The 14,142-nt window shown below is 67.6% G+C and carries 19 protein-coding genes; 9 read left to right on the top strand and 10 right to left on the bottom strand.

Annotated features, from left to right (window positions below; all coding sequences use genetic code 11):
* Positions 1-165 precede the first annotated feature (165 nt).
* The 8 genes from AC07YZ_RS19945 to AC07YZ_RS19980 all read left to right on the top strand — a co-directional run bounded on the left by AC07YZ_RS19945 (position 166) and on the right by AC07YZ_RS19980 (position 8,030).
* The gene (locus tag AC07YZ_RS19945; RefSeq protein ID WP_494796029.1) at positions 166-2,493 is read left to right on the top strand and encodes a TonB-dependent hemoglobin/transferrin/lactoferrin family receptor; all 2,328 of its coding nucleotides are present in this window, start codon (positions 166-168) and stop codon (positions 2,491-2,493) included.
* A 64-nt stretch (positions 2,494-2,557) separates the two neighbouring features.
* Complete coding sequence (locus AC07YZ_RS19950) at positions 2,558-2,863, top strand: hypothetical protein (protein WP_494796030.1); 306 nt, start codon at positions 2,558-2,560, stop codon at positions 2,861-2,863.
* 41 nt (positions 2,864-2,904) lie between these two features.
* Positions 2,905-3,984, top strand: coding sequence for a hemin-degrading factor (locus AC07YZ_RS19955; protein WP_494796031.1), 1,080 nt, complete (start codon positions 2,905-2,907; stop codon positions 3,982-3,984).
* Between the two features lie 15 nt (positions 3,985-3,999).
* Positions 4,000-4,983 carry a heme/hemin ABC transporter substrate-binding protein gene (locus tag AC07YZ_RS19960; RefSeq protein ID WP_494796032.1) on the top strand — a complete coding sequence of 328 codons (984 nt, stop codon included), beginning with the start codon at positions 4,000-4,002 and terminating at the stop codon, positions 4,981-4,983.
* The gene (locus AC07YZ_RS19965; RefSeq protein WP_494796033.1) at positions 4,980-5,483 is read left to right on the top strand and encodes a VOC family protein; all 504 of its coding nucleotides are present in this window, start codon (positions 4,980-4,982) and stop codon (positions 5,481-5,483) included. Before AC07YZ_RS19960 ends, AC07YZ_RS19965 begins: the two co-directional genes overlap by 4 nt.
* Entirely contained in the window at positions 5,480-6,586 is a 1,107-nt protein-coding gene (locus AC07YZ_RS19970) for a FecCD family ABC transporter permease (RefSeq protein WP_494796034.1), read from the top strand. The genes AC07YZ_RS19965 and AC07YZ_RS19970 overlap by 4 nt, the downstream gene beginning before the upstream one ends.
* Positions 6,583-7,563 carry a heme ABC transporter ATP-binding protein gene (locus AC07YZ_RS19975; RefSeq protein WP_494796035.1) on the top strand — a complete coding sequence of 327 codons (981 nt, stop codon included), beginning with the start codon at positions 6,583-6,585 and terminating at the stop codon, positions 7,561-7,563. The genes AC07YZ_RS19970 and AC07YZ_RS19975 overlap by 4 nt, the downstream gene beginning before the upstream one ends.
* Positions 7,560-8,030, top strand: a complete 471-nt coding sequence (locus AC07YZ_RS19980; protein WP_494796036.1) for a hypothetical protein — start codon at positions 7,560-7,562, stop codon at positions 8,028-8,030. The genes AC07YZ_RS19975 and AC07YZ_RS19980 overlap by 4 nt, the downstream gene beginning before the upstream one ends.
* Before the next feature lie 48 nt (positions 8,031-8,078).
* Here AC07YZ_RS19980 and AC07YZ_RS19985 read toward each other — a convergent pair whose 3' ends face one another.
* The 7 genes from AC07YZ_RS19985 to AC07YZ_RS20015 all read right to left on the bottom strand — a co-directional run bounded on the left by AC07YZ_RS19985 (position 8,079) and on the right by AC07YZ_RS20015 (position 11,981).
* Positions 8,079-8,462 carry a hypothetical protein gene (locus tag AC07YZ_RS19985; RefSeq protein WP_494796037.1) on the bottom strand — a complete coding sequence of 128 codons (384 nt, stop codon included), beginning with the start codon at positions 8,460-8,462 and terminating at the stop codon, positions 8,079-8,081.
* A 171-nt stretch (positions 8,463-8,633) separates the two neighbouring features.
* Positions 8,634-9,200, bottom strand: coding sequence for a GNAT family N-acetyltransferase (locus AC07YZ_RS19990; protein WP_494796038.1), 567 nt, complete (start codon positions 9,198-9,200; stop codon positions 8,634-8,636).
* Positions 9,201-9,605: 405 nt separating this feature from the next.
* Positions 9,606-10,091: an HXXEE domain-containing protein gene (locus AC07YZ_RS19995; protein WP_494796039.1), complete on the bottom strand. Its 486-nt coding sequence runs from the start codon at positions 10,089-10,091 to the stop codon at positions 9,606-9,608.
* A gap of 13 nt (positions 10,092-10,104) precedes the next feature.
* On the bottom strand, positions 10,105-10,374 hold the full coding sequence (locus tag AC07YZ_RS20000) for a hypothetical protein (protein WP_494796040.1): 270 nt from the start codon (positions 10,372-10,374) through the stop codon (positions 10,105-10,107).
* Between the two features lie 98 nt (positions 10,375-10,472).
* The gene (locus AC07YZ_RS20005; RefSeq protein ID WP_494796041.1) at positions 10,473-10,817 is read right to left on the bottom strand and encodes a hypothetical protein; all 345 of its coding nucleotides are present in this window, start codon (positions 10,815-10,817) and stop codon (positions 10,473-10,475) included.
* Between the two features lie 71 nt (positions 10,818-10,888).
* Positions 10,889-11,572, bottom strand: coding sequence for a hypothetical protein (locus AC07YZ_RS20010; protein ID WP_494796042.1), 684 nt, complete (start codon positions 11,570-11,572; stop codon positions 10,889-10,891).
* Positions 11,573-11,579: 7 nt separating this feature from the next.
* Positions 11,580-11,981 carry a hypothetical protein gene (locus AC07YZ_RS20015; protein ID WP_494796043.1) on the bottom strand — a complete coding sequence of 134 codons (402 nt, stop codon included), beginning with the start codon at positions 11,979-11,981 and terminating at the stop codon, positions 11,580-11,582.
* Positions 11,982-12,131: 150 nt separating this feature from the next.
* Here AC07YZ_RS20015 and AC07YZ_RS20020 point away from each other — a divergent pair, with 150 nt between their 5' ends.
* The gene (locus AC07YZ_RS20020; RefSeq protein ID WP_494796044.1) at positions 12,132-12,524 is read left to right on the top strand and encodes a GFA family protein; all 393 of its coding nucleotides are present in this window, start codon (positions 12,132-12,134) and stop codon (positions 12,522-12,524) included.
* Between the two features lie 27 nt (positions 12,525-12,551).
* Here AC07YZ_RS20020 and AC07YZ_RS20025 read toward each other — a convergent pair whose 3' ends face one another.
* From AC07YZ_RS20025 to AC07YZ_RS20035, 3 genes are all read right to left on the bottom strand, one after another.
* A complete protein-coding gene (locus AC07YZ_RS20025) occupies positions 12,552-12,971 on the bottom strand; it encodes a DUF3052 domain-containing protein (protein WP_494796045.1) in 420 nt (139 codons plus the stop codon).
* A 77-nt stretch (positions 12,972-13,048) separates the two neighbouring features.
* The gene (locus AC07YZ_RS20030) at positions 13,049-13,393 is read right to left on the bottom strand and encodes a hypothetical protein (RefSeq protein WP_494796046.1); all 345 of its coding nucleotides are present in this window, start codon (positions 13,391-13,393) and stop codon (positions 13,049-13,051) included.
* 99 nt (positions 13,394-13,492) lie between these two features.
* Positions 13,493-14,086, bottom strand: a complete 594-nt coding sequence (locus AC07YZ_RS20035; RefSeq protein WP_494796047.1) for a hypothetical protein — start codon at positions 14,084-14,086, stop codon at positions 13,493-13,495.
* Between the last annotated feature and the right edge of the window lie 56 nt (positions 14,087-14,142).

Consider the following 14,142-nt stretch of genomic DNA (forward strand, 5'->3'; position numbering starts at 1 on the left):
CAGGAACCGGCTTCGCAGGGCCCAGGTGTCGCCTCCCTTCAGGGGGTGGCGCCGAAGGCGACGCGGGGGGTGTTTCGTTTCCTCAGCCAGCCAGCATCCGGCGCCACAGCGCCCCGGTCCATGCCCCGCCAGCGTTGTCCTCAACCCATTGGCCCAGGCATTTTCGTGACCGAACCCTCCCGCTTCCCCGCCGCCCGCTGGCGGCTCTCTTCCCCGCTTCACCCTGGCTCGGGGCGTGCGTCCCCAGGCCCCGCGTCGGTGCGCTCGGCCCGGGCGTTCACGCCGGTGTTCCTGGCCTGCTGCGCATTGCTGGCGGGGCCGACGGCCTGGGCCCAGGGCGCGGCCGCGGCCAGCGCCGATGCCCCGCCGCAGGCGCAGCCCGCGGCGCTGTTGCCCGAGGTGGTGGTCAGCGGTTCGCGCAGCGAGCGGGCGATCGAAGAAGTGCCCGCCACCATCGATGTGCTCAGTGGCGGGGCGCTGGACCCGGCCCGGGTGCAGGACATCCGCGACCTGGCGCGCGAGCTGCCCAACGTCAGCGTCCAGCGCTCGGCGCAGCGTTTTGGCGCGGTGGCGCCGGGCGGCACCGGGCGCGAGGGCAACGCGGGCTTCAACATCCGCGGGCTCGAGGGCAACCGCGTGCTGCTCACGGTCGATGGCATCCGGGTGCCGCGCGAGCTCAACAGCGGCGTGTTCGGCTCGGCCGCGTTCGGCCGCGATCATTACGACCTGGGCTTGATCTCGCGCGTGGAGATCCTGCGCGGTGCGAGCTCGGCGCTGTACGGCTCGGACGGCCTGGCCGGCATGGTGGCCATGTTCACCACCGAGCCGAAGGACCTGCTCAAGGACGGCCAGAAGCTCGCCGGTCGCGCCGGTGTCCAGCTCGACAGCGCCGACCACCGCCGGGGCCTGGGGCTGACGCTGGCGGGCCGGGCCAGCGAGACCGTGCAGTGGCTCGGCAGTGTGCAGGCCGGGCGCAGCGGGGCGCTGGACAACCAGGGCGAGAACCAGGCCCTCAACAGCAGCCGCACCGCGCCCAACCCGCAGGACGACCGGAACCACGCCTTGCTCGGCAAGCTGGTGGTCACGCCGGGCGGTGGGCAGCGGCACACCCTGGCGCTGGAGCAGGTGGACAAATCCAGCGCGCTGGAGGGCTACAGCGCGCGCACCACCAGCGACACCGGCACGCTGGACCTGGACGCGCGCACCGACATGCGGCGCACCCGCCTGAGCTGGGACGGGCGTTATCGCGTCGACGGCGCCTGGGCCGACGAACTGCGCGCCACCGTGGGCCACCAGCGGTCCGAGTCGCAGGAGGTCGCGACCGAGCTCAGAACCGCGACCCCCAACACCCGCTCGCGCGACGTCAGCTACACCGAGCGGCTCTGGCAAGGCGTGCTGCAGGCGGAAAAGACGCACCCGCTGGGCCCCGACTGGAGCCACAAGCTGGTCTACGGCGCCGACGTGTCGGTGGCCACGCTCGGCAACCTCGTCACCGGCACCGCGCCCCCGGTCTATGAAAGCTACCCGCTGCAGCGCTTCCCCATCACACGCGAAACCACCGCCGCGCTGTTCGTGCAGGACGAGTTCGCCAGCGAGCGCTGGAGCCTGATCCCCGCGCTGCGCTACGACCACTTCGCGCTCGACCCCCAGAGCAGCCCACTCTACCCCCTGCCCGCGGCCTCGCTGTCCGGTTCGGCGCTGTCGCCCAAGCTGGGCGCGATCCTGCGCCCGGCCCCGGGCTGGAGCGTGTTCGCCAACCTGGCCGCCGGCTTCAAGGCGCCCAGCCCGCTGCAGCTCAACAACTATTTCGAGAACCCGCTGGGCAACTACAAGACCCTGCCCAACCCCGAGCTGAAGCCCGAAACCAGCCGCACCCTGGAGCTGGGCACCCGCGCCACCACCGGCGCGCTGGACTGGGAGGCCGCCGTCTTCACCGGGCGCTACAAGGACTTCATCGAAGACCTGGTGCTGGTGGCGGGCAGCGGCGCGCCGGGCGACCCGCTGCAGTTCCAGGCGGTCAACCGCGGCCAGGTCCGCCTGAGCGGCTTCGAGCTCAAGGGCACGCTGGCGCTGGGCCCCGCCACCGATCTGCGGCTCGCCTACGGCCAGACCCGCGGCAAAGACACCGCGCTGGACCGGCCGCTGAACTCGGTCAACCCGGCCAAGCTGGTGCTCGGCCTGCAGCAGCGCCTGGGCGACTGGAAGCTCGGCGCCACGCTGATCCACGTGGCGAAGAAATCGGCCGGCGACATCGCCCAGACGCTCAGCGGCGGGCAGCAGCAATTCGCCACGCCGTCCTACACCACGCTGGACCTGAGCGCGAGCTGGCAGCTGCGCCCGGGCACCCGGCTGAGTGCCGCCCTGCACAACCTGACCAACCGCAAGTACTGGGAGTGGACGAACGTGCGCGGCATCGCCGCCAACTCCCCCGTGCTCGACGCCTACACCGCGCCGGGCCGCGCCCTCTCCGTGGCGATGGTGACGGACTTCTGAAACCAACCGCGGCCCGGCACGGCGCACCGGCGGGGCCCCTACCTACCAACGATGGGAATGAGTGATGGATACCTGCACCTGTGAATCCTGCGACGAGGAATACACCCTGCCTTCGGTCGAAGCCCTGATGGCCGGCACGCTGGCGCTGCTCACCGGCTACGCGCAGAGCGCGCCGGACTGCCCGCACCGCTCGCTGATGGCGCGCAAGCTGGTGTCCAACCTGTTCTTCCTCTCGGAACACCCCCAGCTCTCGCCCGCCATGCGCACCATGCTGGCCAACCTGCGCACCCGCTGGCAGCTCGACATCGAACAGGTGCCCACACCCCAGCCCGGCGCCCTGTGGCACCCGGCCGCGGCGAACGTGCAGTGATGCCGCGGCCCGCCCTCGCCACCCCCGTCCAGGAGCCGCACATGAACGCCGAAGACATCCGCACCCGCTTCGAGCAGGCGCGTGCGCGCGGGCTGCGCGCCCGCGAGGCCGCCGAGTCGCTGGGCCTGAGCGAAGGCGCGGCGCTGGCCGCCCACGTGGGCGGCCGCCACCCGCTGCAGGTGGTGCCCCTGCGCCCCGACTGGTTGGCCCTGCTGCAGTCGCTGGAGCCCTGCGGGCCGCTCATGGCGCTGACCCGCAACGAGAGCGTGGTGCACGAAAAAACCGGTGTCTACCAGAAGCTCTCGGCCTCCGGCCCGGTGGGCCTGGCGCTGGGCGAACAGATCGACCTGCGGCTCTTCTTCCACCAGTGGCACGCCGGCTTCGTGGTCACCGAAGCGGCCACCGGCAGCGGGCCCGACAGCAGCAGCCTGCAGTTCTACGACCGCCACGGCACGGCGGTGCACAAGATCTTCGTGCGCGAACAGACCGACCGCGAGGCCTGGGCGCAGGCCATCCACCGCGCCATCGAGCCCGGCCAGAGCCCCCGCTTCGAAGCCCCGGCGCCGCTGCGCGCCCGGCCCATGCAGCCGGCCGTGGACGCGCAGGCCTTCGCCAGCGCCTGGGGCGCCATGACCGACACCCACCAGTTCTTCCCCCTGCTGCGCCAGTTCGGCCTGGAGCGCCTGCACGGCCTGCGGCTGGTGGAGGGGCGCTACACGCACCGGGTGGAAACACCGGCCGTGCGCGAGATGCTGATGGAGGCCGCGTTCGAGGCCACGCCCATCATGGTGTTCGTCTCCAGCCCGGGCTGCATCCAGATCCACACCGGGCCGGTGCGCCGCGTCGAGCCCCTGGAGGTGCACGGCAAGACCTGGCTCAACGTGCTCGACCCCGGCTTCAACCTGCACCTGCGCGAAGACCTGATCGACAGCGCCTGGGTGGTGGAGAAGCCCACCGACGATGGCGCAGTGACCTCGCTCGAAGTGTTCGACGCGCAGGGCGAGCTGATGGCCATGTTCTTTGGCGCGCGCAAGCCCGGCCAGCCCGAGCTGGCGGCCTGGCGCCAGATCCTCTCGCACCTGCAGTGGGTCGAGCCGCCGCACGAGACCGTTACCGCATGAACCCCACCACACCCCATGAAATCCCCGCTGTCCACACCGCCCTTCGGCAACACCTCGCGCAGAAGCGCGCTGCAAAAGCTCTCGGGCGCCGCACTGGCTGGCTCGGCAGTGGCAACCGCTGGGTGGCCCTGGCCGCTGAGGGCTGCGCCTGCGGCTGCACCCCAGCCGCAGACCCCCGGCCCGGGCAGCGCCAGCCCCGGCGCTGAGCCGGCGCGCGCGCCGGGCGTGCGGCTCGTCACCGTGGGTGGCGGCATCACCGAGGTGGTGTACGCGCTGGGCGCGCAGGACCTGCTGGTGGGCACCGACTCGACCAGCCTGTACCCGCCCGCAGCGCAGACCACGCCCAAGGTGGGCTACATGCGCCAGCTCTCGGCCGAAGGCCTGCTCGCGCTGCGGCCCGACGCCCTGATCGCCGGCACCGACGCTGGCCCGCCGGTGGTGCTGGAGCAACTGCGCGGCGCCGGCGTGACGGTGGAACTGATCGCCGCCGACCACAGCTGGGGCGAGGTCGGCCGCAAGGTCGCCGCCGTGGGCCGCGCCACCGGGCGCGAAGCCGATGCGCGCGCGCTGCAGCAGCGGCTCGACGCGCGCTGGGCCGCCGCCACCGCCCGCGTGCGCCAGACCGCCCGCACCCCGCAACCCAAAGTGCTGTTCGTGCTCTCGCACACCGGCAGCCCCATGGTCTCGGGCGAACAGACTGCCGCCGACGCGCTGATCCGCTTCATGGGCGCGCGCAACGCGCTCGGCGGCTTCAAGGGCTACCGGCCCATGACGGCCGAGGCCATGGCCCAGGCCGCGCCCGACGTGATCCTGATGACCACGCAGGGCATCGAAGCCATCGGCGGCGAGGCCGCGTTCTGGCAGCGGCCCGAGCTGGCGCTCACCCCCGCCCACCGGCGCCGCGCGCTGCTCCACCTGGACGCGCTGGAACTGCTCGGCTTCGGTCCGCGCCTGCCCGATGTGGTGGAGCGCCTGCACCAGCAGGTGGTGCTTGCATGAACGCCCCACCCCACGCCCCACCCACCCGCGTGCGCACGCCCGACCTGGCGCGCGCCGTGGCCGACTACACGCAGGTGCTGGGCTTTGCCTGCCCGCAGCAGATCCCGGGCGTGTGGGCCCTGCTGGAGCTGGGGCCGCTGCGGTTGCAGCTGTGGGCCTGTGGCGCGCGGCCCGGCCGCTGGGAGCGGGCCACGCCCGGCGAGCGCGGTTTCCTGCCCGCGCGCCACCGGATCACGGTGGAGCACATCCACGCCCTGCACGCCCACCTGCGCCGCGCGGTGCAGCGACCCTGCCGCAGCGGCATCGCCGGCTGTGAAGCGCCGCACGCGGGGCGGCTCCCCGCCGCCGGACCGCAGCTGCAGCCCTGGGGCGCCTGGGAATTCGAGCTGACCGACGTCGACGGCAACGTGCTGCACCTGATCGACTGGTCGGTCTGGCGGCCGGGCGCCGCGGCCCCGGCTGCGACCACGACCCCCAAAGCCGCGGAGGGCGGCACGTGAACCCGGCCGTGGCGCAGCGGCCCGGCGCGCCGCCAGCGCCGGCCTGGCGGGCCTGGCGAGCGCCCGCGCGCCTGCCCGGCCCGGTGCTGCTGGCCGCGCTGGCCCTGTTGCTGCTGGCCACCCTGCTGTTCGCCGCTGGCCAGGGCGCCTACAGCCTGCCGCTGCAAGAGCTGCCGGCGCTGCTGGCCGGCGCGTGGTCGGCCCCGGCCGACGGGCCCAGCGGCGCCCAGATGGTGTTCTTCCACATCCGCCTGCCGCGCCTGGTGCTGGGGCTTGCCGCCGGCGCCGGGCTGGGCCTGGCCGGCGCCCTCATGCAGGGCCTGTTTCGCAACCCCCTGGCCGACCCCGGCCTGATCGGCGTGAGCAGCGGCGCCGCGCTGGCCGCGGGCGTCAGCATCGTGCTCGGCAGCGTGTGGTTGCCCGAGTTGCCGCGTGCGCTGGGCAGCTGGACGCTGGTGCTCATGGCCTTCGGCGGCGGCCTGGGCGTCACGGGGCTGATCTACCTGCTCGCGCGCGGCGAGGGCGGCACGCGTGTGGGCCTGATGCTGCTGGCCGGCATCGCCGTCAACGCGCTGGCCGGCGCCGGCCTGGGCCTGCTGAGCTTCCTGGCCACCGACGAGCAACTGCGCAGCCTGCAGTTCTGGCTGCTGGGCAGCCTGGGCGGCGCGCGCTGGAGCGCGGTGGCGCTGGTGGCGGGGCTCACGCTGGTGGCCGGCGCGGTGGGCCTGCGGCTGGCGCGCCCGCTCAACGCGCTGGCGCTGGGCGAGGCGCAGGCGGTGCTGCTGGGCGTGTCGGTGCAGCGGGTCCAGCGGACCGCGATCGCCGTGGCCGCGCTGGCGGTGGGCGCCGTCACGGCCACCACCGGCATCATCGGATTCATCGGCCTGGTGGCGCCCCACATGGTGCGCCTGCTGGCCGGGCCCGACCACCGCTGGGTGCTGCCCGGCTCGGCCCTGCTGGGCGCCGTGCTGGTGCTGCTGGCCGACGCCGTGGCGCGCACCGTGGTCGCGCCGGCCGAGCTGCCGCTGGGCGTGCTCACGGCGCTGGTGGGGGTGCCGTTTTTCCTGCTGTTGCTGCGCGGCGCCGCCGGGAGGCGCCTGTGAACGCCCGGCTGTGCGACCCCGAATGGCGTGGCGCCTGGGGCGGCCTGCCCGGCGGCGAACAGCCCCACTGGCTGGACGACGACGAACTGGAGACCACCACCACCGCCCGCCGCCCCGAGGCGCGGGCGCCGCACGGGCCGGGCCTGAACGCGCGCGGCCTGAGCGTGCGCGCGGGCGCCAGCCTGCTGCTCGACGGGGTGGACCTGCACCTCGCGGCCGGCGAAGTGGGCGCCATCCTCGGGCCCAACGGGGCCGGCAAATCGACCCTGCTGTCGGTGCTGGCCGGGCTGCGCGCGCCCGACGCGGGCGAGGTCTGGCTCAACGGCAGCGCGCTCACGCCCGCCCGGGTGGCCGGCCTGGCCCGGCAGCGCGCGGTGCTGCCGCAGGAGACCGCGGTGGCCTTCGACTTTCGCGTGCGCGAGGTGGTGGCGCTCGGGCGCTACCCGCACCGCTTCGCGCCCTCGCGCCACGAAGCCGACATCGTGCAGGCGGCCCTGCGCAGCACCGGCGTGGAGGCCCTGGCCGAGCGCTGCATCGGCAGCCTGAGCGGCGGCGAGCGCGCCCGCGTGCAGCTCGCGCGCGTGATGGCGCAGATCTGGGAACCCAGCCCCGACGGTCTCGCGCGCTGGCTTCTGCTCGACGAACCCACCGCCGCGCTGGACCTGCGCCACCAGCACGACACCCTGGGCACCGTGCGGCGCTGGGCGCGGGAGCAAGGCGTGGGCGTGCTCGCCGTGCTGCACGACCTGAACCTCGCCTTGCGCTACGCCGACCAGGCCTGGGTGCTGGACGCGGGCCGCCTGCGCGCGGCCGGCCCACCGGCCCGGGTGCTCTCGCCCGAACGGGTGCAGCGCGTCTGGCGGGTGCGGGCGGACACCGTGCAGGGCCGCGACGGCGTGGACCAACTGCTCATCGCCGCGGCCAGCGGCCCGCCACCAGAAGAACATGCCCGCCAACCCAGGAAGGAGCCTCCATGACCCATTTCACCCCCGTGGCCGAGCACCCGGCCCGGCTCGACAGCGCCGCCGCGCGCGAGCTGGTGAGCGAACACGGCGCCCTCACCCGGCTGCTCGGCGGCCTGCAGCGCCGCATGGGCGATCTGCTGCGCTCACACGCCTTGCAGGTGCGCGCGCTCGAAGGCGAGATCCTGCGGCTGCGTGGGCAACTGGTGGTGGCGCGCACCGGCCTGCTGTGGGGGCTGCCGCGTGGGCGGCGCCTGGCCGGCACGCTCACCCTGCGGCCCGCCGCCACCACGCGGCCGCCCGCCGGCGCCGCCGCGCCCGCGCTGGCGCCAGACCCCGCGCTGCGCGAAGCCAGCGCCGTGATCTGCCAGACCGGCTGCGTGGGCCACGCCCACCCCTGGCTGGAGCTGGACGGCCAGTGCCGCCGCACCGGCCAGGCCTGCGAACTGCGCAGCGAATCGCCCGAAGAACCAGGCGGCTGAGGGCATCTGCGCGGGCGGGCCAGCGCGGTCGACAACAGCAACGGCGACCTACAGGCCCCAGGCGAAACGACCGGCGATGGACTTCCCGTCGATGTGCAGAACCCCGGCATCGTTTCTGACGGCGAGAGAGAAGTCCTTGGGCAGCTTTGGATCCCCAGGATTCGTGAAGCGGAGCAACAGGACCTTTTGCCCGGTGTCGAAGGTCTCGATCCGGAGATGGCGCATGGGGATCTCCACGGCCCGAACACCGCCGGGCGCGGCAAAGCTCAGACCGGCCACGGTTGGCTGGCTGTCGTCCCCAACGGTGAAATCCAGCAGGTAGCCTTGCGCTTCGAACGAAACGGCGCTGGTGGCGAACGCGCTGCCGAACGCCCCCACGACAAAAGCGGCTGCAATGAGGCTGGATCGCATGGCGCTGGGCACCTTGATCACAGATGCCGCGTTTCCGCCGGCGCGTTCCACCAACTGTTGTTGCGCCCGTCGGCGTATTTCACCGGGGCCGCGCCACAGTGGCAGCTGCCTGTGTAGGTCTTGAGCATGGGTGGGGACTCCTGGGTGAACAACGGCACGCCATCTTGCCGTGGAGTTGCTGACAATGCGGCGTCAGCAACGAGGTGTTACTTGAGAAACCTCGTGCGACCCCTGCGCGCCCACCGGTTTGTGCATGTAGCGCACCCACCCGATGCGGCCCTGCTCCCGTTGGCCCGCGTCGGCAAACCCCGCTCGGGTGTACGCCTTGATGCCACGCGCGTTTTCTTCGTCAACCGCCAGCGCAAGCGTGTGGCACGCGGGCCAGTGCTGCCACAACCATGGCGACAAGGCAACGAGCGCCTGGCTCCCCACGCCGCCGCCTTGCTGGCGCCGGTCCACCCGCATGGCGCTCACCACGGCCCACCCGGGCGCCGCCCACGCGGGCGCCTTGTCCCCGCGCTTGAGAACGACGAAGCCGACCCCTTCGCCGGACCGCAATATCGCCAGACCGGCCATGTTTTCGTCCTCGGTCTCGCCGAGGCTCGAAATGGCCCGCTCAATGGTGCCCGCGTACTCGATCTGGACGGGATCGATCTGCAGGCCAAGCACCTGACGCCGCAGCGCGTCGCTCAGTGACCACCAGGAGTGCAGTTGGACGTTTGATGACATGTGAGGAGCTTGTTTTCGGGTCAGATCCACGAGGCCTCGCGCATCGTTTGCGAGGCGGTGATCGAATGTAATTCCACTGTCGTGATCCCTCTCATAGAAGGCGAACCCCGCGAATACCAGGGGCGGTTCTTCTGCCCCCGCTGCGGCTCGTACTCGAACGTCATCGTGAAATTTTCGCCTTCCCGGAATAGATGCCCGAGAACGTTGTCAGTGGCTGGCCCCCGGTTCGGAAACGCAAAATCCGCCCAACCCTCTCCAGAGACGGCAAGCCTTCTGTGCGTTTCGTCCAAGGCCATCCCCGTGAATGGCGTTGAAAGGTTCGGTTCTGACAGGAGCCGGTTGAGCGTGCGCCGCGCATCGGCTCGGAATTGCGGAGCGAACGCAATATTGTCGTCACAGGTCAGCCACCGATCTCCGGCCCAAAGGTCAACTCGCCTAAGCTGCGGGCAACCAACGGCCGGCGGCGAACAAAACAGGAATGAGTGCCACCATGAGCAGCGCGGTCACAGGCGCCACCCACACCATGGTGCCCCAGGTGACGAAGTCTTGAGCCAGGGCTTGCTGAAGAAACAGGCCACCGAGCGGAAGATTGAAAAGAAGTGCGGTTCCGGTCCCGGGTACATAGCGCCTCAGCGCGACGGTGCCAAGCGCATGGGGAACAAAGACGTTTGCGACCATGGCGAAGACATAACCCGTGAATAGATAGGCCCAGATGCTTTGTGACCCAGCCGATAGCGCCGCGGCTGCGAGTGCGACCAGCACCAGAGACAGCACGGTAACGGCGAAGACGAACTCGCGGGTGCTGACGGGTGCGTGCCAGCGGCCTGCCGATGCTGACCAAGCCGGCAGGTACAAGGCTTCCTCGGTGTTGTGTGCAATGACACCCAGGGTGAAGAGCCAAGCCAGTACGTCGAGCGACATGTCATCGGGCCACTTACGAGCGGGCCCGCATGACGAGCGCGACGACCAGCCACCACAGCAGCGACCATAGGGCCACGAAGCAGAGCCAGCCCAGCAGGCTTGGACTGGCCCAGCCGCCCGACTCAGCGGGGGAGAAAACGGGGATGCCCAGAGCGGAGAGCGGCCAGAGCGGCAGGTAGAGCGTGCCGGCGATGGCCGGAGCCAGCGCCGCGGGCAGTGCGTCGCCGGCCGCAATCAGTGCCACATGGACCAGGACGAGAACGAAAACCGCGATCCACCGCATGGGTTGTGCTTGGTCTAATGAGCCGGTGAAAAACGTGTTTGTTTAGCGGCGGCTGAAGTTGATCTGGCTCGGCCTTGATGAGCTTGGCAGCACAATTTTCATGACACGATATCCATTGCCAAGCGCACCATCCCATAGAGCGCCAGAAACAGCGCCGCGATGATGATTCCTGCAAGCCAGATGATTGGTCTCCAACTCCATTTCTTTTCTTTATTCTGGGGTGGCGTGTCGGTGACTTCCACATGGCTGAAAGGCAAATAATAATCTCTGTCCATGTCTTCTATTTTCAATTCGTGCCGCCCGGGTCCTGCATTGGAGACTCTTTGCAGTTCTGCAAGCAAAGAGGATAAGCCATGTCTTGATGTGTACAAGACCGTGGGTCCAGAACAAGTTTCGTTCTCTCCGTTTGCTTCGTATTCCAACTCGTACCAATTATCTTTCATCGAGTATTGTGCGTGATATTTGAGTTAATGGAAACAGCCCAGTTTACCGGAGCATGTACGGCAATGGGTCGTTAGGTGGACTCACCCCAGATATGAAGCGCATTGAGTAGCTCGTCGTCATATCCGTACTGAGAAACTGCTTCGGAACGAGTCTCCAGAATATGACGAAGCAATTTCGTTACAGCCTCTCTCTGGGCTGGCGAGCACCAGATCAAAAACTTGTTCTCGGCTCCATGGTACGAAAGATGGGAAAGCAGTTGAGCTCCATACCAACCGTAGTCTCGCCATACACTAGGAAGCAATGAAAACCGCGCCAGAGCGGGAAAGAAATAACCAATTCCTTCGTCGCTGCAAAAGCTTATGGGGTCCCATCCTGCGTTTCCAATGTCTTGGCGTTGTAGCGTCTCGCGCGTCCTTGCTCTTAGCGTGTCGTCATGTTCCTTGCATTCATCACAATGAGTGAAGTTGGTGAAGTGCTCCGGCTTCTTGACTTCAGAGAATGCTTCAGAAATCTTGAACAGGACTTCTTCATCCTCTTCGTTTGTTGGCCATGCGGCAGCACATGACAAAAGATGAGAGACCCATGAGCTGGCTTCCTCCTCCGAACAAGAGGCCGAATGTTTGAGTTCCAAGGTAGCTATCCCTGGCGAGCCGCCCGAAAGCGCATTAACGATGACATCAAATGCCTCGGTGCTGACGGAGAGTTGAGGGATGAGAGTCTTGCAAATCGAGCAAGGGCGGACAGCAGACGTCATAGGCTACCTAACCGGACGTAGGCCGACCGCAAAGCGTGGCCTTTGTGGATTGCAACCACCGAAAGGAATAGAGGGCAAATGCAAGGTCTCCGAGGGTGATGAGAAATGTCCTGAGCTGGATGTCTCCACCTACCAGGCATGCGAGGGCAACAAGGAATACACCGCTTTTGCCGATGGCCGCCAGCGCAACGACGGGCCGGGAGATGATGGGTTGCAGGGCCAGCCACACATACGTGCCGCTAAATAGAACAACGAAGAATATGAGCATCCAGAGATAGAAGACCGAGCCCACAGGGGGCAGCGCCGCAAATGCGCCCAGCGTCGATGGGAACAACAGCATCAGGGCTATGAGCAGGTTGAATGCGGCTCCCATCCACAAGACCTTGCGTATCGTTTGTGAGTCGGTCATCGAATGCAACTCCCCCGGTTGTGGTCTCTTGCATGAGGTCTAACATCCGGCCTTCCCGGCCCCGGGGAGGCCGACTGCGCAAGCCCGGTTGCCATGATGCACCACGCGTTCGACGCCATTCCTCCACAGCGCATCTTCAAGGAGACCAGCATGGACCGATTCACCGGTGGTTGCCTCTGTGGCGACGTGAGGTTTGTGGCGTCGGGGCGCCCGTACCGCGTTGGCCTGTGCCACTGCCTCGACTGCCGCAAGCACCACGGGGCCCTGTTCCACGGCTCTGCGGTATTCCCTCAGGAGGCGGTGACGATGGAAGGCGAACCCCGCGAATACCAGGGGCGGTTCTTCTGCCCCCGCTGCGGCTCGTCCGTCTTCGGGCGCAGCGCGGACGAAGTCGAAGTGAACCTGGGCTCCCTGGACGCCCCGGACCAGTTCACGCCGACCTACGAACTCTGGACCGTCCGCCGCGAATCCTGGCTGCCGCCTTTTCCGCTTGCGAAGCGGTACGAACACGATCGGGAAAACGCGGGTCGCTCGGAGGAGTAGGCCGCGCGGTTGGCCGCATTCCTCTTCTCAGCGAAGCTCTTTGCGAACCACGAGCTTGAGCCCCGACCAGACTTCCGTGACGGCGCAGACCTTGATGTCCACAAACCCCAAGGGAAGCGCCAACTCGCGAATGGTGTCTTCCGTGATGGTGGTGGGGACCTTCGCGGCCTTCTTGGGCCAAGAAACCCATAGTGCTGCTTCGGGTTTCAGCTTCTTGCGCAGGGCGCTCAGGATCTTTGCCAGGTCTTCTCTCTGAGTGACAAAGACGTGAGCGATATCTACCGTCGAATCGGGTTGGCTCACGAACTGCACGGCGGGCGGAAGTGAAACCAACAGACTCTCGTAGTTCTTCGGCGCTTCAATCAGCAGCACGCGATGAGCTTCTTTGATGCCGAGCTTCTTGGAGAGCGGCGTTCCAGAGTAACCAACGGGGTCTGGGGCTTTCATGCGGCTTCACGTTTGACATGAGCGGCGGCTGGAAGACGTCCGCTCGATGGAAGGGTTGGCCGTCCGGTGGAAGACGCTCATGTTCCCCCACTGACGAACTGCAGCGCCTCGCGGGCCAGAGATAGGCACTCACCCGATGTAGTGCGACGAAGCGCCAGCCACTCTTTCATGAGGCGACCGTGCCCGGGATCGAACCGCTCGCCAACGCCGCGAGTTTCGAGCTCTTCGACACGTTGCCGCGGCAACTTCAACACGAGCGCACCCCCGGAGGAAACCATGGCGAAGATCTTGCCGTTCACCTGCAAGGCGGACGAGCCGAAGCCCTTCCTTCCGCGCTGCCCGACTGAGACCCCTGGTTCTCCTGATAGCGCGGCAACGATGGCAGCGAAGTGCTGTTCTACTTCGGACTTGGTGATGGACATGATCGCTCCTGCGGCTCAAGACGCCCAACTGTGAGGTCCAACGTTTGAGATGAGAGGACTTGACCCGGCTTGCCGGGGCAAGTCCTCTCGATTGAAGAGTCAGGCATCGATACCGAGGATGGCACGGAATTCGGCCTCTAACTTTGCCTTGACCTCGGCGAATTGCTGCTGATGCGCCAATCTGGCTTTCTCCCAGAACTCGTGCCGCTCGCGCAGGACGTCGCGATTGAATTTGTACTCTTCGTGAGTTGGTTCGACTTCGTACGTAGTGATGTCAAAGAAAATGTCTTTGGCAATCTCAAGAGTCGAATCAATGAGTTTACACAGGTTCTCATCAAAGAAGATCCGTCGCGGCAGGAAGTAGGCGCGCAGCTCATTAAACTGCTCGCCTAGCTTCGCCACCTTTTCCTTGAGTGGTAACTCGGCTACATGTTGGAACGAGCGAAGTGTGGAGTAAAGACTGTCATCTAGCTGGGCGAACTTGGCATAGAAATCTTTGATGACCTCCGCGCGTTCTGAATGCAGTCGCTGAAAGCGTACTGAGTGTTCTGTCGTGATCCGCTGCAGCTCTGACTTGTAGGCCTCAACGCGACCGGATACGAACGCTTCAATTCCGATCTTTCCTAGGAAGGCAATGACCGCTCCAAAAACGGCTGTTCCGCCAAGAACTTCGATGATTTCTTGCGACTGCATGATGTTCGATGCCTAACGTTTGAACTGGCCATGCCGGTGGAGGTCCGATCGAGCGA

It is taken from the genome of Hydrogenophaga sp. GW101-3F08 (genome assembly GCF_059424585.1).

What these genes read in the sequence shown, in the direction of transcription:
- AC07YZ_RS20030 (WP_494796046.1), bottom strand. Translation starts at nt 13,393, where the DNA reads ATGTCCATCACCAAGTCCGAAGTAGAACAGCACTTCGCTGCCATCGTT.
- AC07YZ_RS20015 (WP_494796043.1), bottom strand. Translation starts at nt 11,981, where the DNA reads ATGACCGACTCACAAACGATACGCAAGGTCTTGTGGATGGGAGCCGCA.
- AC07YZ_RS20035 (WP_494796047.1), bottom strand. Translation starts at nt 14,086, where the DNA reads ATGCAGTCGCAAGAAATCATCGAAGTTCTTGGCGGAACAGCCGTTTTT.
- AC07YZ_RS19995 (WP_494796039.1), bottom strand. Translation starts at nt 10,091, where the DNA reads ATGTCGCTCGACGTACTGGCTTGGCTCTTCACCCTGGGTGTCATTGCA.
- AC07YZ_RS19960 (WP_494796032.1), top strand. Translation starts at nt 4,000, where the DNA reads ATGAAATCCCCGCTGTCCACACCGCCCTTCGGCAACACCTCGCGCAGA.
- AC07YZ_RS19965 (WP_494796033.1), top strand. Translation starts at nt 4,980, where the DNA reads ATGAACGCCCCACCCCACGCCCCACCCACCCGCGTGCGCACGCCCGAC.
- AC07YZ_RS20020 (WP_494796044.1), top strand. Translation starts at nt 12,132, where the DNA reads ATGGACCGATTCACCGGTGGTTGCCTCTGTGGCGACGTGAGGTTTGTG.
- AC07YZ_RS20005 (WP_494796041.1), bottom strand. Translation starts at nt 10,817, where the DNA reads ATGAAAGATAATTGGTACGAGTTGGAATACGAAGCAAACGGAGAGAAC.
- AC07YZ_RS19955 (WP_494796031.1), top strand. Translation starts at nt 2,905, where the DNA reads ATGAACGCCGAAGACATCCGCACCCGCTTCGAGCAGGCGCGTGCGCGC.
- AC07YZ_RS20010 (WP_494796042.1), bottom strand. Translation starts at nt 11,572, where the DNA reads ATGACGTCTGCTGTCCGCCCTTGCTCGATTTGCAAGACTCTCATCCCT.
- AC07YZ_RS20025 (WP_494796045.1), bottom strand. Translation starts at nt 12,971, where the DNA reads ATGAAAGCCCCAGACCCCGTTGGTTACTCTGGAACGCCGCTCTCCAAG.
- AC07YZ_RS19980 (WP_494796036.1), top strand. Translation starts at nt 7,560, where the DNA reads ATGACCCATTTCACCCCCGTGGCCGAGCACCCGGCCCGGCTCGACAGC.
- AC07YZ_RS20000 (WP_494796040.1), bottom strand. Translation starts at nt 10,374, where the DNA reads ATGCGGTGGATCGCGGTTTTCGTTCTCGTCCTGGTCCATGTGGCACTG.
- AC07YZ_RS19950 (WP_494796030.1), top strand. Translation starts at nt 2,558, where the DNA reads ATGGATACCTGCACCTGTGAATCCTGCGACGAGGAATACACCCTGCCT.